Annotated in this window: 20 protein-coding genes and 1 tRNA gene; 11 read left to right on the plus strand and 10 right to left on the minus strand. The window is 64.7% G+C overall.

Annotated elements, in window-relative coordinates:
- Positions 1 to 37 precede the first annotated feature (37 nt).
- Positions 38 to 1,294 carry a molybdopterin molybdotransferase MoeA gene (locus RAD16_RS24620; RefSeq protein WP_458160436.1) on the minus strand — a complete coding sequence of 419 codons (1,257 nt, stop codon included), beginning with the start codon at positions 1,292 to 1,294 and terminating at the stop codon, positions 38 to 40.
- A 9-nt stretch (positions 1,295 to 1,303) separates the two neighbouring features.
- Positions 1,304 to 1,831 carry a molybdopterin-guanine dinucleotide biosynthesis protein B gene (gene mobB, locus RAD16_RS24625; RefSeq protein ID WP_458160437.1) on the minus strand — a complete coding sequence of 176 codons (528 nt, stop codon included), beginning with the start codon at positions 1,829 to 1,831 and terminating at the stop codon, positions 1,304 to 1,306.
- 214 nt (positions 1,832 to 2,045) lie between these two features.
- On the opposite strand from mobB, the gene fdhD reads away from it, so the two are divergent.
- Together fdhD and mobA are read left to right on the plus strand one after the other, a co-directional pair.
- A complete protein-coding gene (gene fdhD / locus RAD16_RS24630) occupies positions 2,046 to 2,936 on the plus strand; it encodes a formate dehydrogenase accessory sulfurtransferase FdhD (protein WP_458160438.1) in 891 nt (296 codons plus the stop codon).
- Positions 2,917 to 3,558 carry a molybdenum cofactor guanylyltransferase MobA gene (gene mobA / locus RAD16_RS24635; RefSeq protein ID WP_458160439.1) on the plus strand — a complete coding sequence of 214 codons (642 nt, stop codon included), beginning with the start codon at positions 2,917 to 2,919 and terminating at the stop codon, positions 3,556 to 3,558. Before fdhD ends, mobA begins: the two co-directional genes overlap by 20 nt.
- A 6-nt stretch (positions 3,559 to 3,564) precedes the next feature.
- Here the strand turns inward: mobA and RAD16_RS24640 are convergent, their stop codons facing one another.
- Positions 3,565 to 3,864 carry a hypothetical protein gene (locus RAD16_RS24640; RefSeq protein WP_458160440.1) on the minus strand — a complete coding sequence of 100 codons (300 nt, stop codon included), beginning with the start codon at positions 3,862 to 3,864 and terminating at the stop codon, positions 3,565 to 3,567.
- A gap of 108 nt (positions 3,865 to 3,972) precedes the next feature.
- Here RAD16_RS24640 and RAD16_RS24645 point away from each other — a divergent pair, with 108 nt between their 5' ends.
- Entirely contained in the window at positions 3,973 to 4,191 is a 219-nt protein-coding gene (locus RAD16_RS24645) for a hypothetical protein (RefSeq protein WP_458160441.1), read from the plus strand.
- Here RAD16_RS24645 and RAD16_RS24650 read toward each other — a convergent pair.
- From RAD16_RS24650 to RAD16_RS24665, 4 genes are read right to left on the minus strand one after another with little or no spacing between them, the layout of a single operon-like run.
- Positions 4,158 to 5,288 carry an FAD-dependent monooxygenase gene (locus RAD16_RS24650; RefSeq protein WP_458160442.1) on the minus strand — a complete coding sequence of 377 codons (1,131 nt, stop codon included), beginning with the start codon at positions 5,286 to 5,288 and terminating at the stop codon, positions 4,158 to 4,160. The genes RAD16_RS24645 and RAD16_RS24650 overlap by 34 nt on opposite strands.
- A 58-nt stretch (positions 5,289 to 5,346) precedes the next feature.
- Entirely contained in the window at positions 5,347 to 7,290 is a 1,944-nt protein-coding gene (locus RAD16_RS24655) for a molybdopterin biosynthesis protein (protein ID WP_458160443.1), read from the minus strand.
- Between the two features lie 18 nt (positions 7,291 to 7,308).
- Positions 7,309 to 8,415 carry a molybdopterin-binding protein gene (locus RAD16_RS24660; RefSeq protein ID WP_458160444.1) on the minus strand — a complete coding sequence of 369 codons (1,107 nt, stop codon included), beginning with the start codon at positions 8,413 to 8,415 and terminating at the stop codon, positions 7,309 to 7,311.
- A 54-nt stretch (positions 8,416 to 8,469) separates the two neighbouring features.
- A complete protein-coding gene (locus RAD16_RS24665) occupies positions 8,470 to 9,303 on the minus strand; it encodes a substrate-binding domain-containing protein (protein WP_458160445.1) in 834 nt (277 codons plus the stop codon).
- Between the two features lie 393 nt (positions 9,304 to 9,696).
- Here RAD16_RS24665 and RAD16_RS24670 point away from each other — a divergent pair, with 393 nt between their 5' ends.
- Positions 9,697 to 10,590 (plus strand): substrate-binding domain-containing protein, encoded by an 894-nt coding sequence (locus RAD16_RS24670; RefSeq protein WP_458160446.1) that lies wholly within the window; start codon positions 9,697 to 9,699, stop codon positions 10,588 to 10,590.
- A 104-nt stretch (positions 10,591 to 10,694) separates the two neighbouring features.
- Complete coding sequence (locus tag RAD16_RS24675) at positions 10,695 to 11,909, plus strand: ABC transporter substrate-binding protein (RefSeq protein ID WP_458160447.1); 1,215 nt, start codon at positions 10,695 to 10,697, stop codon at positions 11,907 to 11,909.
- 71 nt (positions 11,910 to 11,980) lie between these two features.
- Here the strand turns inward: RAD16_RS24675 and RAD16_RS24680 are convergent, their stop codons facing one another.
- Positions 11,981 to 12,949 (minus strand): TAXI family TRAP transporter solute-binding subunit, encoded by a 969-nt coding sequence (locus tag RAD16_RS24680; RefSeq protein WP_458160448.1) that lies wholly within the window; start codon positions 12,947 to 12,949, stop codon positions 11,981 to 11,983.
- A 107-nt stretch (positions 12,950 to 13,056) separates the two neighbouring features.
- On the opposite strand from RAD16_RS24680, the gene RAD16_RS24685 reads away from it, so the two are divergent.
- The 4 genes from RAD16_RS24685 (at position 13,057) to RAD16_RS24700 (ending at position 16,756) form a co-directional block, all read left to right on the plus strand.
- Positions 13,057 to 14,031, plus strand: a complete 975-nt coding sequence (locus tag RAD16_RS24685; RefSeq protein ID WP_458160449.1) for a Bug family tripartite tricarboxylate transporter substrate binding protein — start codon at positions 13,057 to 13,059, stop codon at positions 14,029 to 14,031.
- Between the two features lie 345 nt (positions 14,032 to 14,376).
- Positions 14,377 to 14,452 (plus strand) — tRNA-Ile (locus RAD16_RS24690).
- A gap of 207 nt (positions 14,453 to 14,659) precedes the next feature.
- On the plus strand, positions 14,660 to 16,471 hold the full coding sequence (locus RAD16_RS24695; protein WP_458160450.1) for an amidohydrolase: 1,812 nt from the start codon (positions 14,660 to 14,662) through the stop codon (positions 16,469 to 16,471).
- An 81-nt stretch (positions 16,472 to 16,552) separates the two neighbouring features.
- Positions 16,553 to 16,756 (plus strand): hypothetical protein, encoded by a 204-nt coding sequence (locus RAD16_RS24700; RefSeq protein WP_458160451.1) that lies wholly within the window; start codon positions 16,553 to 16,555, stop codon positions 16,754 to 16,756.
- 108 nt (positions 16,757 to 16,864) lie between these two features.
- Here RAD16_RS24700 and RAD16_RS24705 read toward each other — a convergent pair whose 3' ends face one another.
- On the minus strand, positions 16,865 to 17,050 hold the full coding sequence (locus RAD16_RS24705; protein WP_458160452.1) for a hypothetical protein: 186 nt from the start codon (positions 17,048 to 17,050) through the stop codon (positions 16,865 to 16,867).
- 259 nt (positions 17,051 to 17,309) lie between these two features.
- Here RAD16_RS24705 and RAD16_RS24710 point away from each other — a divergent pair, with 259 nt between their 5' ends.
- Entirely contained in the window at positions 17,310 to 17,690 is a 381-nt protein-coding gene (locus tag RAD16_RS24710; RefSeq protein ID WP_458160453.1) for a hypothetical protein, read from the plus strand.
- A gap of 613 nt (positions 17,691 to 18,303) precedes the next feature.
- Here the strand turns inward: RAD16_RS24710 and RAD16_RS24715 are convergent.
- Positions 18,304 to 18,570, minus strand: coding sequence for a hypothetical protein (locus RAD16_RS24715; RefSeq protein ID WP_458160454.1), 267 nt, complete (start codon positions 18,568 to 18,570; stop codon positions 18,304 to 18,306).
- 467 nt (positions 18,571 to 19,037) lie between these two features.
- On the opposite strand from RAD16_RS24715, the gene RAD16_RS24720 reads away from it, so the two are divergent.
- Positions 19,038 to 19,940, plus strand: a complete 903-nt coding sequence (locus RAD16_RS24720) for a polyphosphate kinase 2 family protein (RefSeq protein WP_458160455.1) — start codon at positions 19,038 to 19,040, stop codon at positions 19,938 to 19,940.
- The last annotated feature ends 15 nt before the right edge of the window (positions 19,941 to 19,955 follow it).

The following is a 19,955-nucleotide window of genomic DNA, read 5'->3' on the forward strand; positions in this document are numbered from 1 at the left end:
ACATGGCGGGGCGAGGCGATGGCGTCAACGCGAGGACTCAGAGCAAGTTCGCATAGGACAAGAAACCTACGCGCTGCCCCGGCTCGACACCAACGATCTCCTCGACGAGTTCGATGAGGCCATCGGTCTCGACCAGGGACGACAGCAGACCCGCCCCTTCGCGCGGGAACTTGATCACCTCCAGCACGCCGTCCTCTCCACGCCGCAACGAGGCGCGAACATATTCGCGGCGGCCGATTTTTTTCTTGTAGGAAAATGCTGCGCGCACCGGGATCGGCAACAACGGCTCGGGCCGGCCGCCGGCAAGCGCCAGCACCGTCGGCCGCACCACGTGGACGAAGGTGACAAAACTCGCGACCGGATTGCCGGGCAATCCGATCAGCGGTGTGCCGTCGATGATGCCCATCGCCACGGGACGGCCGGGCTTGATCGCCATCCGCCACAGCACCAGTGAGCCGATGCTCTCGACTGCCGCCTTGACGTGATCCTCTTCGCCGGTCGAGACGCCACCGGTGGTGAGGACCAGATCATGCGCGCTCGCCACCTGCTTCAAGCCGTTTGCGAGCGAGCTACGCTCGTCGCGCAAAATGCCGAGATCAGAGACCTCGCAGCCGAGCCGGCGCAGCATCGCCATCAGCATAAAGCGGTTGGAATCGAACAGCTGCGATGCGGCGCGCGGCTCTCCGGGCGGGGCCAGCTCATCGCCGGTGGAGAACACCGCGACGCGAATGCGCCTGATCACATCGAGCCGGGTCAGGCCAAAAGCCGCGGCAAGCGCGACATGTTGCGGCCGCAGCCGCTGACCGGCGTGCAGCGCGACATATCCTTGCGGAATGTCCTCGCCTGCAGGACGGACGTTCGCGCCGGGTTTCAACCCCGGCGGCAGCACGATCTTGCCAGACTCATCGATGCGGACGTCTTCCTGCATGAAGACGGTCCCGGCCTCCGGCGGCATCGGCGCACCCGTGAAGATGCGCGCGGTGTGGCCGGGTTTGATCGGCGCATGCGCAGCCCCGCCCGCCTGGATGCGGCCGTCGAGCGGCAATGCCTGCTCCGCACTTTGCGGCAGGTCGGCGTTGCGCACAGCGTAGCCGTCGACGGCCGAATTGGTGAACGGCGGCAGCGGCAGCGGCGCCGCGATATCGCGCGCGAGCACGCGCCCGTCCGCATCGACCAGCGCCACCGTCTCGAGATCGGCGATCGCGTTGACGCGCGTCGTGATCAGGCCAACGGCCTCGTCGACCGACATCATCGGTCCGCCGAAGGCAAAACAATCGTCCGACAGTTGCGCCATGGTGCCTCGTCAGCGCGTCGCGGCGCTTTTTGCCACCGCTTCCTCGACCGGCATCGCCGCGCGCAGCAGCAACGCCGCGGCAGCCTCGATATCATCGAGATGGACAGTCGGCAGCCGCGTGTCAATCGCGACATCGGTCGCGATCCCGGCAATCCCGGGATCGTCCGGAAACAGCAGCGGCTTCCCGTTGGCAGCGCGGTACACCTCGATCTTGCGATGCGGCTCGCGCTTGAAGCCCTCGACCACGACCAGATCGACAGCCGACAGCTTGTTCAATAGTTCCGGCAGCCGCGGCTTCGCCGCACCGCGGAGCTCATGCATCAGGGCCCAGCGGCTCGACGAGGCCACCAGCACCTCGGCCGCGCCCGCCTCGCGATGCCGCCAGGAATCCTTGCCGGGCACGTCGACGTCGAACTGGTGATGCGCATGCTTGATGACGGAGACGCGCAGCCCCTGCGCGTTGAAATGCGGGATCAGCCGCGTCAACAGCGTGGTCTTGCCCGCACCGCTCCAGCCTGCAAGGCCGATGACTTTCATTTCCGATCCGTCTCCGCAAGCGACCTGCTACCGATGGAACCGACGTCCCCGCCCCCGTCATTGCGAGGAGCGTAGCGACGAAGCAATCCAGACTACCACCGCGGAAATAGTCTGGATTGCTTCGCTTCGCTCGCAATGACGAACCGAGGCATTTCGTTCTCTCCACCGCATGCATATATCGGCTTGACCCGAATGTCATGCTAACGTCATGGCCATGATGAAGATCGACAAAGCCCCGGTGCCCCTGATCGTCCCCAACCCGGACGACCCGCGCCTGACCCAGAGCGTGACCGGGACCGACCAGACCGGCGCCAAGGTCGAGATCAAGGTGCCGATGGAGCGCCCGCTGACGCTCTATCTGAATGCGCAGGAGATCGTCACCATGATGACGATCGGCGACTATCCGGAATATCTGGCCCTCGGCTATTTGCTGAACCAGAACATGCTGAAATATAATGACGCGGTCACCGAGGTCGAATACGACGACGACCTCCAGGTGGTCGTGGTGCGCACCGAGCACCACACCAATTTCGAGGCCAAGCTGAAGAAGCGCACGCAGACCTCGGGTTGCGCGCAGGGCACCGCCTTCGGCGATCTGCTGGAAGCCGTCGAGAGCGTTGCGCTGCCGAAGGCCGAGCTGCGCACCTCCTGGCTCTACCAGATGACGCAGACCATCAACACCATGCCGTCGCTGTATCTCGAGGCCGGTGCGATCCATGGCTGCGTGCTGTGCAGGGAGGGCGAGCCGCTCTGTTACACCGAGGACGTAGGCCGTCACAACGCCGTCGACAAGATCGCGGGCTGGATGTACCGCCACGGCGTCGATGCGTCCGACAAGATCCTCTACACCACGGGACGGCTTACCTCGGAGATGGTGATCAAGACCGTGCGGATGGGCATTCCGATCCTGGTGTCGCGCTCCGGCTTCACCGCATGGGGCGTGGATCTCGCAAGGCAAGTCGGACTGACGCTGGTCGGCCGCACCCGCGGCAAGCGCTTCATCGTACTCGCGGGCGAAGAGCGGATCGTCTACGATCAGAACCTCGCTTACGTCGAGGAGGAATCGGCGAAGCACAAGCGCAAAGGTGAAGGTGGTGACGACTGAGATTCCGGCGACACAAGGCGTCCTGCTCGCCGGCGGCCTCGCGCGACGCATGGGCGGCGGTGACAAGCCGATGCGCACCATCGGCGGCCGCACCATTCTGGAGCGCGTGATCGCACGCCTGTCGCCCCAGTGCAGCGGGCTGATCCTCAATGCCAATGGCGATCCCGCGCGCTTCGCCGCGTTCGGCTTGCAGGTCATTGCCGACGACGTGCCAGGCTTCCCCGGTCCGCTCGCCGGCATCTTGGCCGCGCTCGACTGGACCGCGGCGAACCGGCCCGAGATCGAATGGGTGCTCAGCGCCGCCGGCGACTGCCCGTTCCTGCCGCGCGATCTCGTCGCGCGCCTGCATGAGGCGCGCGCGCGAGAGAGCGCCCAGCTCGCGGTCGCCGCATCAGGCGATCAGTCGCATCCGGTGATCGGCCTGTGGCGCGTCGCCTTGCGCGACGAGCTGCGTCACGCGCTGGTCGTCGAGGACCTCCGCAAGATCGACCGCTGGACCGCGCGCTATCCGCTGGCGACGGTGACATGGCCGGCCGAGCCGCTCGATCCATTTTTCAATGCCAACACGGTCGAGGACATCGCCGAGGCCGAACGGCTCGCGGCGCTGGATGACGCGGCCTGAGCCGTTTTACGATTTTGGAAACTCGTTGAGGAGTTGCGCCCAGATGATCGCGAAGGCGATCAGGCCGGCAAGGCCGACAAGGGTGGTGAACCGCGGCAGCCGGTTGATCGCAACCAGCAGCCAGGCCGGCAGAAAGAACAGGCCGAAGATCATGCCGAGCGGAAACACCGCGAGCCATTGAAAGCCGCTGCCATCACCGGGCGGCACGTGGGCGATGAAATAGAAGGTGTAGAGCCAGAACAGCGTGCCGGCCGCCGCGACAAGGGCGGCAATCTTGCGGAAATTGAGGGGTGCTGGCGCGGTCATGGCTTGGCTCATGCCCCTTGGTCGCAGCGGCCGCCATCCGGGTTCACGGGCATCGAACCGGGCGGAAGCCGGTGGCGACTACTGATCGGGACATTGCCCGGATCAGCCATGGCCGACTCGCTCCTGAATGCCATCTTCGCAGCCGTCGATTTCATGTTCGATCTCTCGGAAACGATCGATCGTACGAAGCGGCTGAGCAAGCCTGACATCGTCGAGGTCCCGCCGGACCCGAAGCCGCTACCGCCTGCGGCAGAGCGTGCGCTCGCGGAAGCCGAGCAGCGTGAGCGCGCCGCTCAGGCCGCCAGCGGCACCGACCAGGCGTCGTAGCCGTACACCCAGCTGGCATCGGTCCGCTCTTTCAGCCAGATGTTGGCGCGCGAGGTCTCCTGAACCCGCGTCGTGCGCGGCTTGCGCGTCGCCTCGAAGCGGCGGAATGCATCCGCGACACCGTCGCGATCGACACCGTCGAGGCAGCGCGACAGCACGGCGGCGTCCTCGATCGCCATAGCCGCGCCCTGCGCCATATAGGGCGTCATGGGGTGGCAGGCATCGCCGAGCAGCGTCACCTTGCCGTCGGCCCAGCACGCCAGCGCATCGCGGTCCATGATCGCCCATTTATGCACGTCGGGACACGCCGCGAGCACTTGCCCGACCTGCGGATGAAAGCCCTCGAACGAGGCGCGCAGGTCGCGCACGTCGCCCTTCGCCGACCAGGACTCGACACGGAAATTTGGCTCAGGCTGGCTGGTGACGAGATAGACCTCGCTGCGATCAGGCTTGACGTAATAGATTACGATGTGGCGGTCCTCGCCCCACCATTTGGTGCAGTCGTCGATTGTCGCGCCGCCGAGCAGCGCGGCCGGATAGGTGGTGCGATAGGCGATGCGGCCGGTGAACTTCACGGGCGCGGTGTCGAACAGGATGTCGCGCACCGCCGAATGGACGCCATCGGCGCCGACCACGGCATCGGCAACAGCGCTGGTGCCGTCGGCAAAGCTGAGCCGGATGCCCTCGCCCGTCTCGTCGAGACCGACCAGCTTGTGGCTGAGCCTCACGACCTCATCCGACACCGCGCTCGCCAGCGCCGCATGCAGATCGCCGCGATGGGCCAGCAGATAGGGCGCGCCAAACTTCTCTTCGGCGCTCTCGCCAAAGATCATGTCGAACTTGATGTCGCCGCTCTTCCAGTCGCGGTTATTCCAGGATCGCGGATAGAACGACTGGCCGCGCATCCGTTGCTCAAGCCCCAGCGCACGCAACACCTTCATGGCGTTGCAGCCGATCTGGATGCCGGCGCCGATACGGGCGAATTGGGAGGCCTGCTCGTAGACCATCACGTCGATACCGACGCGCCTGAGCGCTGCGGCCGTCGCGAGCCCGCCCATCCCGGCTCCGACGATCGCAACCGAAAGCGGCCTTGCCATCGCGTCCCCCCACCCTGTCTTCCGCGCGGCTTGAATGCCGCGTCGTTGGCCTTCCGCCTTACGCGGGCCGGAAGCCGGCTCGCTCAAGTGCCGTACGTGCCTCATCCGAGCCGAGGGCATCGAGAAACGCCTGCACAGCCGGACGCTGCTTGCGCGCCGTCACCAGCGCGAAGTCATAATGCTCTTCCGCGAACGGAATGAAACCGAGGCCGACCGCATGGGCGACCGGCGCAATGGTCATGCCCCAGTCGGCGCGGTGCTGCGCGACGGCCGCGGCCACGGCGTTGTGCGAGCGCGGCTGGTTCCAGTAGCCCTCCGGGCGCGCGCCGCCGAGCAGCCGGTCGATCAGGATGCGGGTGCCGGCGCCCTGGTTGCGGTTGACCATGATGCAGGTGGGGTCGGCGAGCGCCGCGGCAACGGCTTCCTTCACGCCGAGCCCCTCGAAACGCTTGTCGCCCTTGCGGAAGACGATACCCTGCATCCGTCGCCAGCCCGGTACGAGCTCGAGCCCCTCGACGAGATACGGCGTGTTGTAGGTCTCGCTCTTGTCGTCGAACAGATGGATCGGCGCGAGATCGCATTCGCCGCGCTTCGCCGCCGCAAGCCCGCCGAGGCTGCCGACCGCGATCGAGCGCACGGTGAGGCCCGCATGCGCGAGCTGCGCGGTGACGAGATCGAGGCCGGTGCAATGGCTGCCGACGATGACGAGATCGGGCACGCGGACATGCGGCGTGAACAGCGTCACCTCGGTTTCGGTACCGGCCTGCATCTGGTCGGCCAGCGCATCGATGCGAAGAAAGCCGTCGGCCTGTGCGAAGGAGGTGATCGCACCGGATCCCTTGCCCGAGGGATAGGCGATCAGGCCGTCCTTGCCCTCGACCAGCGAGACCATGACGAACTCCGTGCGGCCGAGTTCGGACGCGATGCGCACCGGCACCGTTGCATTCACCTTGGCATCGGAGCGCGGCGGCAGGCCGGCCATCCTGCGCAGCACCGGCACGATCATGTCGTGGAAGGTGAACATCGCCGAGGTCGGAAAGCCCGGCAGGATCACCACCGGCTTACCATCGCAGACCGCAAGGCACAGCGGCTTGCCGGGCTTGAGCGCCACGCCATGCGCGATGATGCCGGGCTGGCCGAGCTGGCCGATGATGCGATGGGACAGATCGCCCGCGCCCTTCGACGTGCCGCCCGAGAGCACCAGCATGTCAGCGTCCGCCAGCGCACCGCGCATCGCGGCTTCGAGCTTTGCCTCATCGTCGGGAATGGCGCCGAGGAAATTCGCTTCGCCGCCGTTCTCGTCGATCGCGGCGGCGACGATCGCGCCGTTGGTATCGTAGATCGCAGCCGGCGCGAGCGCCTCGCCGGGCTGCACCAGCTCGTCGCCGGTGGAGATCACCGCCACACGCAGCTTGCGCGCGACCTTCACCTCGGCGATGCCGCAGGCCGCGAGCATGCCGATCTCGCGCGAGCCGACGATCGTGCCGGCACGCAGCAATGCCTCGCCCCGCGCGATGTCGGAGCCCGCATAGGAGACGAACTGCCCGGGTGAGACGGCGCGACGGACTTCGATCGCATCCGAGCCTGCCGGCTGGGTGTGCTCGACCATCACGACGGCATCAGCCCCGCGCGGCAGCGGACCACCGGTGGCGAGCGGCGTTGCGGTTCCTGCCGCAACTGCCAGCGCCGGCGCGGTGCCACAGTGAATCGTCTCGCCATTCAGTGCCAGCCGAACGGGTGCGCCTTCGCCGGCAGCGGCGAGATCCGCCGAGCGCACCGCAAAGCCATCGACATTGGACCGGTCGAACGGCGGCACGTCGATCGGCGCAGTGATATCTTCAGCGAGCGCCGCGCCGACCGCATCGGCGAGCCTGCGCGCCTCGCTAGGGATCGCGCGCGGGAACAGCGCAGTCTCGAAGCGCGCCAACGCCTCCTCACGCGAAAGGATTTTGAGAAACTGCTCCTGCTCGAGCGCGCTGCGGTCTTGCGGTTGCGAGATCATCGTCGTGCCAAACCCATATCACGCCCGCATCAGATAGGCATCGACCGGTGTTCCCGCCGCAAATCCCTCGTGGCTGGCGGGAATGAGCAGCCATGCATCCGCACCGGCAATGGCGTGCAATGGCCATTCGCCCACGGCAAGCGGCATCCAGGCACGATGTTCCTCGGCGAGCAGCGCGACTTCCGCGATGCCGACGCTGGATGCGATCTTGCGCGCGAGTGGCAACCTCACTTGCCGGCGTGGCCGGCGTGCCGACAGGCGGTCGATCACCGGGAGCACCAGCGCCAGCCAGACCGCCAGCGCTTGACCCGGCGAGCCCGGCAAGACGATGACCGGAACTCGTCCAAGCCGCCCGGCCGCGGCAGTGCGACCCGGCGCAAGCGCAATGCCATGAGCGATCACGTTGCCGCGCCGAGCCAGCGCAGTGACGGCAGCATCCTGCCGACCGACGCCGCTGCCGCCGACAATCAGGAGCAGATCGCAAGCGGCAACGTCGAGCGCATCCGCAACCGATGCTTCATCGCGCGTGGCAGCCTGATGCGTCTTCACATCAAGGCCGGCGCCGCGCGCGAGGCCGGCGATCAACTGCGTCGTCGCCGTCGCGCCCGGCACATTGACGATGCGCAGCCGCGGCCGCCGCACGCTCAGCCTGTCCATCGCCGCGACATCAGCAAGCAGCAGGTCGGCAGGAGCGACCGGACGTCCCTCCGCGGCGGCGGTCGTGCCGGCGGCGATATCGCTTCCGGCGCGGCGGACGCCCTGTCCCGGTACGCCCTCGGCCAGCACCTGGGCAAGCGGACCCGATATATCGACAGCGTCGGCATCGAGCACACAGTCGCAATCCGCGGGCATGGCATCGCCGGCATCGACCCAGGCCGGCGCTGTCGTCAGGGGGAGCGGTGAATAAGCGGACGCGCCGACGAGATCGTTGGCGTGCAGCGCCCAGCCGTCCGTGGCAGCGAGATCGCGCGGCGGATGGGCCGCAAGCAGCGGAGCCCGCGCCGCAATGCAACCGGCCGCTTCGGTCAACGGCAGCTCGACGGGCGCGAGCGGCGCGAGCGCGTTCAGCAGTGCTGCGAGCGCGACGTCGAGCGATGTGAGCGATGGCGGCAAGCGCTGGATCATGCACCATGATGGACCACGCATCGCCCGGTTTTGCAACCGCCGGCGACGCCGAGATCAGCCGCCCGACTGGGTCGCATTCGGAAAGAACAGCTGCTGCCCGTCGACCTTGTAGCCGGCGATCGCCGCCTGCCCGTCCGACGAGATCAGCCAGTCGACGAAGCTTTGCCCGAGCTCCCGCTTCACGTTCGGGAATTTTTCGGGGTTCACCAGCATCACGCCGTACTGGTTCAGCAACCGCTTGTCGCCTTCGACGATGATGTCGAGGTCGCCGCGCTCCTTGAAGGCGATCCAGCTGCCGCGGTCCGACAGCACATAGGCATTCGCCGTGCGCGCGGCCTCGAGCGCCGCGGCCATGCCCTGTTTGGCCTCGCGATACCAGGCGCCCTTGGCGGCGGCGATGTCGATGCCGGCGACGATCCAGAGCGCGAGCTCAGCGGCGTGGGTTCCGGAGCGGTCGCCGCGCGTCACGAACGGCGTACCCTTGGCCTCGATCGCCTTCAGCGCGGTCGCGATGTCCTTGCCCTTGACGCCGGCCGGATCGTTCTTCGGCCCGATCAGCACATAGTCGTTGTACATCACGTCAAAGCGCTTCACGGCAAAACCGTCGGCGACGAATTTCTCCTCCTGCGGCCGCGCATGAATCAGCACGACATCGGCTTCACCCTTGCGCGCCCCGTCGAGCACTTCATCGGCGCGCCGCGCGATCACCCTGACGTCGATGCCGGTCTTGTCACGGAAGATCGGCAGGAGATGATCGAGCAGGCCGGACTCCTGTGTGGATGTCGTCGTGGCCAGCACGATCGTGCGATCCTGCGCGGATGACATGGCAACGCCCGCGGCGAGACCGCAAAGAAGCGCAGATAGAGCAAGGAGGCGCCGAACGGCCATGACCGGGTTCCCGTCGATATGACGCAATCATGATAACCGATTGCGCCGCACTGATGACGCACGACGCCGATCGGCGTCCGACGGGAACAACAAAGGATTGAGCGGCAGCGACGTCACTACCAGCGGCAGATTTCGCCGCGCGCCTGCGCGGTGCGCGCGGGTACAAGCACTCGGGAAAGTTCGGCAACGCATCGACGCGCATCTCGCCTGCGATCGCAAGGTCCGCACCACTCGAGCGCTGCAGATTGTAAACCCAATGCGCAATCGCTGATCAGCATGTGTTGCAAAGCAGCGAGATGATCGGGCATGGTTCGCGCGGACCGAAATTGAACTGCAGAATTCCACCTGCGACGAACGTTCAAAAAGAAGCAAGAATTTGCATAGGAATGCAGGATGGAATTCCTGACGACCAGTGAAGCCGCTGACTACCTCCGACTTGGCGAACGCAAACTCTACGAACTCGTCACCAACGGCGCGATCCCCTGCACCAAGGTGACCGGCAAATGGCTCTTCCCGCGCCACGAGCTCGATCTCTGGGTGTTGTCGGGCATGGCGCGTCCGGCCGGCATGCTGACGGCAGAGCCGCCGCCTGTGGTGGGCGGCAGCCGGGACGAACTGCTCGACTGGAGCCTGCGCGAATCCGGCTCGGGCCTGGGCTCGATGAGCGAAGGCAGCGCGCGCGGGCTGGAGCGCCTGCAGCGTGACGAGGTGATGGCCGCGGCTGTGCACTTCCACAGCCTCGATGCCGACGGCAACCTTGCCGCCGATGCCAGTGCGACGGCGCTGCGTGACGCTCCGGACCTGCACGATGCGGTGCTGGTCGCGTTCACGCGTCGCGAGCAGGGACTCGTGCTGCCGCCGGGCAATCCGAAACGGCTGCGCGGCCTGTCCGACGTGCTCGCGCTCGGCGTCAGGATGGCGATGCGGCAACAGGGCACGGGCGCGCAGATGCTGCTCGACGTGCTGCTGACGCGGGCCGGCGCTTCGATGCGCGATCTGCGCCGGGTCGAGACGCCCGCGCTCACCGGACCGGATCTCGCCGAACTGGTTCGCGCCGGACAAGCCGATTGCGGTGTCGCCACGCGCGCGGCGGCGCGCTCGGCCGGGCTCGATTTCGTGCCGCTGGTCTGGGAGAATTTTGACCTTGCAATGCGGCAGCGCACCTACTTCCGCCCGCCGATGCAGGCGCTGATCCGGTTCCTCAACGAAAGGCGGCTGCGCCAGCGCGCCGAGGAGCTGACCGGCTACGATCCCTCCCCGGCCGGGCAGATCCGCTTCGCAGCCTGACATTGACGCCAGCCCCCTAATAGTTGCAAAAGAAACCAATTCAGCCGGGCCGTACCCGGGGAAAAGCAACACCGGCCAACGAGCCGGATCAGGGGAGGACAAGCGTGAATCCAGCGAGATTTGGACTGCCGGTCGCGGCCGCCTTGATGGCGGCGCTGCTGCCGGATGCGGCGTCGGCGCAGGTGTCCGACAACGTCGTCAAGATCGGCGTGCTCACCGACATGAACGGTCCCGCCTCCGCGCCGACCGGCCAGGGCTCGGTGACGGCGGCGCAGATGGCGATCGACGATTTCGGCGGCACCGTGCTCGGCAAGCCGATCAGCATCGTGATCGGCGACCACCAATTGAAGGCGGACGTCGGCGGCGCGATCGCGCGGCGCTGGTACGACGTCGACCAGGTCGATCTCATCGTCGACGTGCCGGTCTCCGCCGTTGGCCTTGCGGTGCAGAACATCGCCAATGAAAAGAAGCGGCTGTTCATCACCCACTCCACCGGCACTGCGGACTTCCACGGCAAGTTCTGCTCGCCTTACGCCATGCAGTGGGTATTCGACACCCGCGCGCTCGCGGTCGGCACCGCGGATGCGGTGGTCAAGCGCGGCGGCGACAGCTGGTTCTTCATCACCGACGATTACGCCTTCGGCCACTCGCTGGAGCGCGATGCGTCCAGCGTCGTCACCGCCAATGGCGGCAAGGTGCTGGGCTCGGTCAAGCCGCCGCTGGCGACGCCCGACCTCTCCTCCTTCGTGCTGCAGGCGCAGGCCTCCAAGGCCAAGATCATCGGCATTGCTGCTGGTCCCCCGAACAACATGAACGAGATCAAGACCGGCTCGGAGTTCGGCGTGTTCAAGGGCGGCCAGCAGATGGCGGCGCTGCTGGCGCTGATCACCGACATCCACGGCCTCGGCCTGCAGGCCGCGCAAGGGCTGTTGCTGACGACATCGTTCTATTGGGACATGGACGACAAGACGCGCGAATGGTCGAAGCGCTATTTCGCCAAGATGAACAAGATGCCGTCGATGTGGCAGGCCGGCGTCTACTCCAGCGTGATCCACTATCTCAACGCCATCAAGGACGCCGGCACCGACGATCCGCTCAAGGTCGCTGCGAAGATGCGGGAAAAGCCGGTCGAGGATTTCTTCGCGCGCAACGGCCACTTACGCGATGACAATCTGATGGTGCACGACCTCTGGCTGGTGCAGGTGAAGACGCCGGAGGAGAGCAAGTACCCGTGGGACTATTACAAGATCCTCACGACCATCTCGGGCGAGAAGGCGTTTGGGCCGCCGGACCCGGCGTGTTCGATGGTGAAGAAGTGACGCAGGCGAGTTGCGAGTAGAGAGTAGCGAATGGGGGACGCTCTCATTCGCTATTCGCAACTCACCATTCGCTATTTCATCACCCCGATCTCGCGAAAATACTTCACGACGCCCGGATGAATCAGCTCCGGCTTCGGCGCGGCCGCCACCGTGTTCGACGCGGTGGTCTCGCAGGCCTGCGCGAGCTGCCTGCAGAAGGTCGCTTCGACGCCGTGCAGCGTCTTCGCCAGCCGATAGGCGACATCGTCGGGCAGGTCCTCGCGCGTGAGGACAAAGCTCCAGGAGCCGAGCGAGGCGATCGGTTCGGCCTGTTTCGGATAGGAGCCGGCCGGCACGGTGAGCGGCTTGAGGAACGCATGCTTGGCGCGGATGCGCGTGATCTCTTCGGCACTGGGCGCGATGAAGCGCGCACCTGATGCGCTGGAGGCGACCGCAGCAAAGCCGGGCCAGCCGATGCCGGCGCCCCACAGCGCGGCGGCGCGGCCGTCCTCGACCATTACGGGGCCTTCGCCGGCGCGGTCGAGATAGATCGCCTTGAAGTCTTCGTCCTGCTTGAGGCCGAGGCCATCGAGCACGTAGCGCGCCAGGATCGGCAGGCCCGAGCCCTTTGCGCCGAATGCGACCGGCTGTCCGACGAGATCGCGGATGGTCTTGTAGGGACTGTCCGCCCGCACCACGAACATGCCGGGGTTGGAATAGATCGCGGTCAAAATCTTCAGCCGCACCGGCGCGCGGCCGATGCCGGCAAAGGCTTCATAGGCCGGCTCGCCTGCGACCAGCGCGAGATCGAGTTCGCCCTTCTCCAGCAGCGGAATGTTCTCGTTGCTGCCCTTGGTGTTGCGCGCAACGATGGTGGCTTGCGGATCGGCCGCGTTCATCACCTCGGCAAAGGCGTTGCCATAGAGCGGGAAGCCGCCGCCCGGCGTCGCGGTGCCCAGACTGAGTGTGGTGGTCGGAATGGCCTTGCCTCCGGTTTGAGCAGCGGCGGGGCCGATGAGCAGCAGCGCCGCACTGAAGAGAAGGGTGATTGCGAATCTCATGAATGGTCCCGGCAGGCCTGCGTCAACACCGACTTGCGACGATGTAGGCAGCGGCCCGTTTTTGTGAAAGCATGCAGCCCAACGACAATAGAACAATGGGAGGCGTCATGTTGCGAATTTTGCGTAACGGTGTTTTCGGGCTGGTTTTGCTTTTGGGTCTTTTCAGTGCCTCCCCTCCCGCCTCCGCCGGCTATCCCGACCGCCCCGTGCACTGGATGATCGGCTTCGCCGCCGGCGGTCCGGTCGACATCGTGGCGCGGATCATGGCGCAGGCGCTGTCGGATCGCCTCGGCCAGCAATTCATCGTCGAGAACCGCGCCGGCTCCGGCGGCAATATCGCGGCCGCGGCGGCGATCAACGCCGCCCCGGACGGCTATACGCTCTTGTTCGTGGCGCCCAACAACGCGATCTCGACCTCGCTGTACAAGAAGCTGCCATTCGACTTCCTGCGCGACACCGTGCCGGTGGCCAGCATCATGCAGCTCACCAACATGCTGGTCGTCTCCAACGCGTTTCCCGCGAAGACGGTCCAGGAGTTCATCGACTATTGCAAGGCCAACCCCGGCAAGATCTCCTTTGCCTCGTCCGGCAACGGCACCTCGGTGCACATGTCGGCGGAGCTGTTCAAGGCGATGACCAAGTGCGACATGATCCACGTGCCCTATCGCGGATCAGCGATCGCCTTCCCCGACATCATCTCCAACAAGGTGCAACTGATCTTCGACAATTTGCCCTCCGCGCTTGAGCAGTCGCGCGGCGGCAATGTCCGCGCGCTCGGCGTGACCTCGCCGCAGCGCTGGCCGAGCGTGCCCGACGTGCCCGCCATCGCCGAGACGGTGCCGGGCTTCGAGTCGGTCGGCTTCTACGGCATCTCCGCGCCGAAGGGCACGCCGCCCGAGATCGTCGAGACCCTCAACAAGGCCGTCGGCGACGCGCTGAAGGACCCGAAGGTGATCGCACGGCTGACCGAGAACGGCGGCATCCCCAAGCCGATGACGCCCGCCGAGTTCGGCAAGCTCGTCGCCGACGAGACCGAGAAGTGGAAGAAGGTCGTCGAGTTCGCCGGGGTCTCGGTGGATTAGGCGGCGGCGAGCCTCGAGCTTTCAGTTCGTCAACAAGGCGTTGGCGGGAGCCCGGCGGGTCCCCTCCAGCCAAAAAGTCGAAAAACAACCCCATGCACAGTAGACCAGGCCAGCAATTACAAGGGGTTACGGAAGCGACCAAGCAAGCCCCCGGCGGGCCGATTTGACTCGTCGGGCAAAACAGGACTATAAGGGCATCATCGCCAATTTCGGTTATTTAGAAATCATCCGCAATGCTGCGCCGGCGCTCCATCCCGCCAGAGTCGGCATTGCACCCCCGCCCCCATCCCTGTAAACGAACCGCGCACCGTTGCCGGCCGCACCTTGAGCGGCCGTCTCGCGGCGGGGCCTGTAGCTCAATGGTTAGAGCCGGCCGCTCATAACGGTCTGGTTGCAGGTTCGAGTCCTGCCGGGCCCACCACGCTTCGCCCTGCGGGCTACGCGTGGCGCAGCCACGCGGAGAGCGCAGAGCGAAGCGTGGTGTCCGGCGTAGCTGGCGCGCAGCGGAAGCGAAGACGGACCGTTCGCGAGCTTCGGCTCGGCAAGCCAGCGCCGCACATCAGAAGCGAAGGCTGCCGCGCCGAAGCCCAACCGGCGAAGGCGGGCTGTAAAATCAATGAGTAGGGCCATGACCGGATTTTCCGGTGGACTGGCTGATCTCCTTCGAGACATGATCAAGATCACCACACTCCACGTTGCGACACGCGACGTTCGCGCGTGCATCCGGCGGCGGGTGTGTGGCGCCGCTCCTGCCTCTCTCACGCCTGGCTCTCTCATTTCGGGACTGAACATGCGCAAGCTTCTGGCGATTTTGGTGATCTCGTGCTGGGCCAATTTGGCTTACGCACAAAAGGCCGACCTCATTGTCACGAACGCAAAAATCGTGACGCTAGATCCCGCTTCGACGATCGCGCAGGCTCTCGCGGTCCGCGAAGGCAAGATCGTTGCAGTTGGCGGCAACGATGCCATGGAAGGTCTGATCGGGTCCGCGACGCGCCGCGTCGACGCACGCGGACGCACGATCATTCCGGGATTGATCGATTCCCATATTCACGCCGTGCGCGCCGGCCTAACCTACGCAACCGAGGTCAACTGGATCGGCGCAAAAACCATCGGCGAGGCCATGGAACGCTTGCGCCAAGCGGTAAAAGCGCGCCCGACGTCGTGGATCATCGTGGCCGGTGGCTGGAGCGAGTTGCAGTTTGCGGAGAAGCGGCGGCCAACCCTGGCGGAGGTGATGTCGGCAGTGCCCGACAATCCGGCCTACATCCAGCTGTTCTATTCGGCGGTGCTGATGACGCCGAAAGCGCAGCAAGCGCTCGGAATGTCGGCGGATCAGTTGCCGGCCGGAATCACGGCCGAGCGCGCCGCATCGGGCGAAACCACGGGCTGGTTCAACGGCTCCATCGTCAGCATCTCCGCGATGTTCGATCGCCTGCCGAGGCCGAATTTCGAAGACAATGTCGCCGGGACCCGGCAGTTCTTCACCGAGCTCAATCGCCTCGGAATTACCGGGATCGTGGATCCCGGCGGCTTCAGCATTTATCCCAGCCACTACGCCGCCTTGCAAAAGCTTTGGCGCGAGAAATCACTTTCGGTGCGAGTCACCTTCAGCCTGTTCGCACAGAATGTCGGCGCGGAATTCGAGGAGTACAAGAGCCTCACGCCGTTCCTGCCGATGGGATTCGGCGACGACATGCTGCGATTCAACGGAATCGGCGAGCGGATCACCGGCGCCATGTACAACAACAACGCGCCCGACGCGGCCGCCAGGGACAAGTTCCTCGAGATCGTTCGCTGGGCAGCCAAACAAGGGCTTACCATCACCATCCACTGGCAGGAAGACAAATCCGTCCACCAACTCCTGGACCTCTATGAAGAGGTCAACAGGGAGACGCCGATCGCCCCGCTGCGCTGGTCGATCGCCCATCTCGACAACGCTTCGTCCGAAACGCTGGCGCGCATGAAGGCCCTCGGTGTCGGCTGGACCATGCAGGACGCCATGTACCTCGGAGGCGACCGTATCGTGGTGCAGGCGGGCGAAGCCGCGCGCAGCATGCCGCCAATCGTCACAGCGTTGCGCACGGGCGTCCATGTCGGAGCCGGCACGGATGCGCATCGGGTCGCATCCTACAATCCGTTCGTCGCGCTGCAATGGATGCTCGACGGCAAGACCGTCGGCGGATTATCGACGCGCGGCCCGGACGAAACACCCAGCCGCGAAGATGCCTTGCGGCTTTATACCGTAGGAAGCGCCTGGTTCTGCTTCGACGAGACGCGACGCGGCACGCTCGAAAACGGCAAGCTCGCCGACTTCGCGGTTCTTGACCGGGATTTCATGTCCGTCCCCGTCGAGCAAATCGGCGCTACGACGTCTCTGCTGACGGTCGTGGGCGGCAAGGTGGTCTACACCGCGGATGCTTTCGCGAGCGCGAAATAGGGGCTGTGCGAAACCTGCCTGGACATCTCGGATTACAATGACAGTGCACTCAATGACGCGCTTCGTGGGTTCGAAAGGCTCATGAATGAGTTGCAGCGCCACCGCAACAACAAGGTGAACCCGCCCGCCGACGCCCTCGCCATTCCTCGGTCTGGCGGCGCGAGCAGCTTCGTGAAGGTATGGCGGGTTGCTGGTCGAGCAGACACCGGCTGCCTGAAGCGCGATGAGATCAAGATGAATCGTCATCGCGCTTCAGGTCGTTGTGTAAGCATGATTTCCGCGTAAACGCGTTCCGCGTTTATCGCGAGGGAAGAAACCGCTGCGCACCTTGCGCTCGCGCGGCCCTTCGGGTCCGGATCATGCTCCGACTGGATCGATCGACGAGGCCTGCGCTCATGCCACGGCGCCAAGCCATGGCAGCCCTTGCGCCTCCACGTCGACCAGTTCATTCAGGTCCGCTTCCAAGTCCACCACGATATCGCGCAGCAACCTCGCCGCCACCGGGTCTGTCGTTTCAAGCGCCATCAAACGAAAGCGCTCGACCTCGTGCCAGCGCTCCTTCCACTCGCTGTCAGTCATGGCTCCCCCATGCGCTGATCCCCCAGCGGGCATCGGTATTGGTTCCTCAAACTGTGAAGTTATTGCGGCACGATGGGGCATAGTCCCTGCCCTAACTCCGCCGGCGGCGGCACGACGCAGCCCGTAGCCCCGATGGCCGCCTGCCTGAAGCGATCGAATCGTACCAGCCAAGTCTACCCAGGTGAGCGTTGAACCGAATTGACGCGCCGGCCGACCTATAAATTGGTGTCCAGCGGACCACCTTGGAATGAGGTGCCCGATGTCAAAAGCAAAAGAGCTTGCCGACCGAGCCCAGGCGTTTGAAAAACGCGCTGCGACGGCGATCGATCGTTTGTCACGCGAACACTATCGTGAGATGGCCGCTCACTGTCGCGCGCTTTCCATCGAGCATCGCGAAGCCGAGCAATTGCAAAGGCTTTCCCAGGCTGGATTCGAACAACTGGCAAAGAGGAGCAGCCTCCCCTCATTTCAAAATGCTGATAGACCAACCTTTCAACGCGCCATGGCGGTGGGCATCGTGCTCTGCATCGCTTTTGTCGCCGTCAGCTTCTCATTGCGGCCGCAGGCGGCTGACGATCGCGTGCTGGTGAAGGCGGATCGCCTCATGCGGACCGCTGGCGATCCGTCCAAGGTGAGATAGTTCGCCGCAAAATCGGCGGAGTAGCGGTCCGACGTCGGTGCGGCGGTCGCCGGTGGATCATTTGGCAGCGCGTTGGAAGCAATCGCTCGGGCTACCTCCCGGCAGCTCGACGATCCGGCGGCCACCAGCAAAAATATTGTTGCGAGCTGAAAGCGAAGTCAAAATTGGTGAAGCGACGCGGCTAATCGGCTTACATCGTCATGTCGAGGGTATAGGGATGGTCAAGACCCAGTGCCCAGCTTCGTCCTGCCGGGCCCACCAGCTTTCGCTCGCTTTGCGAGCTTCGGCTTGGCAAGCCTGTGCCACAAGCTGAAGGAGCGAAGGCGGCCGCGCCGGAGCCCGAAGGGCCAAGGCAGGCTATTCGGCACTCGAGCTACAGCACGGCGCCTACCCAGGTTATTGCACCAGCGGCTTCGTTCTCACAGGTCCTGCTTCAGCGGGCGACAAACGACTGCTTCAGATTCGATCTGGCCACCGTCTCCTCAAGCGATCGTAGATCGGCGGCTTGATCGCAAGAAAAGATCAACTGGCGCAGCGCTGACCTGGTGTGATGCAACAATGATCTGCGAATTGAGCGCATTGTTACCATAGTGCGCACCGCGAGGCTCGCTGTTCAACATACCATCGGGTTATCGCCATGGTCGCAAACTCCGTCCGGCTGCTCCGAGGGCGCCGGCGCAAATGCGTTGTAGGCTGGCGCGCCGATAGGCCGATCGCGCTCGATGCGAGGGATGCTCGACGTCACGCTCTCTTCGGTGTGTCGATCGTCCGCACGGTGCTCGCGCGCCTGGACCGGTGCGCTGAAGATCGCGGTGACGACCAGTGCTGTCAACAAGGTCCTGGACAGGGCTGACTGGATGCGATTTCTGAACGGTGTCATCGTGGCACTCCTTTCGATTGGGTGATCCCCCGCGAGGCAAGGGATCCGATCCACCACCGTTAGACGTGCGTTGTCCCACGCTTATTCCCAAGTCACGAAGCTTCGCATCGAACGTGAATAAGAATTCAGTCGGAACAGAGCCAGACCTCCGTCTCGCGGCGAGGCCTGTAGCTCAATGGTTAGGCGCGCAAGCTACGGCTTGGTAGGCCCGCCGGGGCACCGCGCCAGAGACGCCGCACCTCGTCGCTCGTTGCCATACTTGCGCAGTCCGCAGACTACAGTTCCACACTTGCTCGGGCTACGGTCTCTCCCCTGTCCGTAGTTCCGGCTACGTTCTCGCTGGAAGAGGCAAACGAGCCCTGTCGACATGATAGGATAACGCACGGCCCAGCACTGTCGGAGATCGGGTCAAGCCGGGCCATTGAAGAGACAGCGCGAGATTTGTCCTGAAAAACGGAGGTCACTCCATGCCGAGGAAGGAAATTCTCGACCAGATCCAGAAATACACCCACCCGTTCCGAATTACGAACGGCAAGGGTTTTCAGCTGAAAGACTTCGACCCCGGCGACACCAGAGGTCTGAAGATGGAAAAGGGCGAAGCTGCCGATCTTCTTCAACGCGGCACTCAATGGCTCGCTGAAGAACAGGACATGCTTTATGCCCAGGACCGTTGGTCGCTGCTGCTCGTATTCCAGGCCATGGATGCGGCCGGCAAAGACAGCACGATCAAACACGTCATGTCGGGAGTGAATCCGCAGGGCGTTCAGGTCTTTTCGTTCAAGCAGCCCTCGCAAGAGGAACTCGCGCATGACTTCATGTGGCGCTACGTCACGCGTCTGCCGGAGCGTGGACGGATCGGAATCTTCAATCGCTCCTATTACGAAGAGGTCCTCATCGTGCGCGTTCACGAGGAGATCCTGAAGCAGCAGAGGCTGCCGCCGTCGTTCATGGGCACGCGGATCTGGAACGAACGGCTGGCGGACATCGCGCGCTTCGAGGATTATCTGACGCGCCAGGGCGTCGTCATCCTCAAATTCTTCCTGCATTTGTCGCGGGAAAAGCAGAAGCAGCGCTTCATGAAGCGCCTCGACAACCCCGAGAAGAACTGGAAGTTCTCCGCATCGGACGTGCGTGAGCGCAGGTATTGGAACGACTATATGAGTTCGTACGAGGCGGCGATCGCGGCCACGGCGTCGGAGCAAGCGCCGTGGTACGTGGTGCCGGCAGACAACAGGTGGTTCACCCGTCTTGTCGTCGCCGCCGCAATCGTGGAGGCCGTGGAGAAGCTCGACCTTGCATATCCGAAGGTGAGCCCGGAGCAGAGGAAGGAGCTGGCGGCGTCTCGTGCGGAGCTTGCGCGCGAAGCTTGACTCCCGTGGACCGAG

This window comes from Bradyrhizobium sp. 18BD (assembly GCF_054185225.1).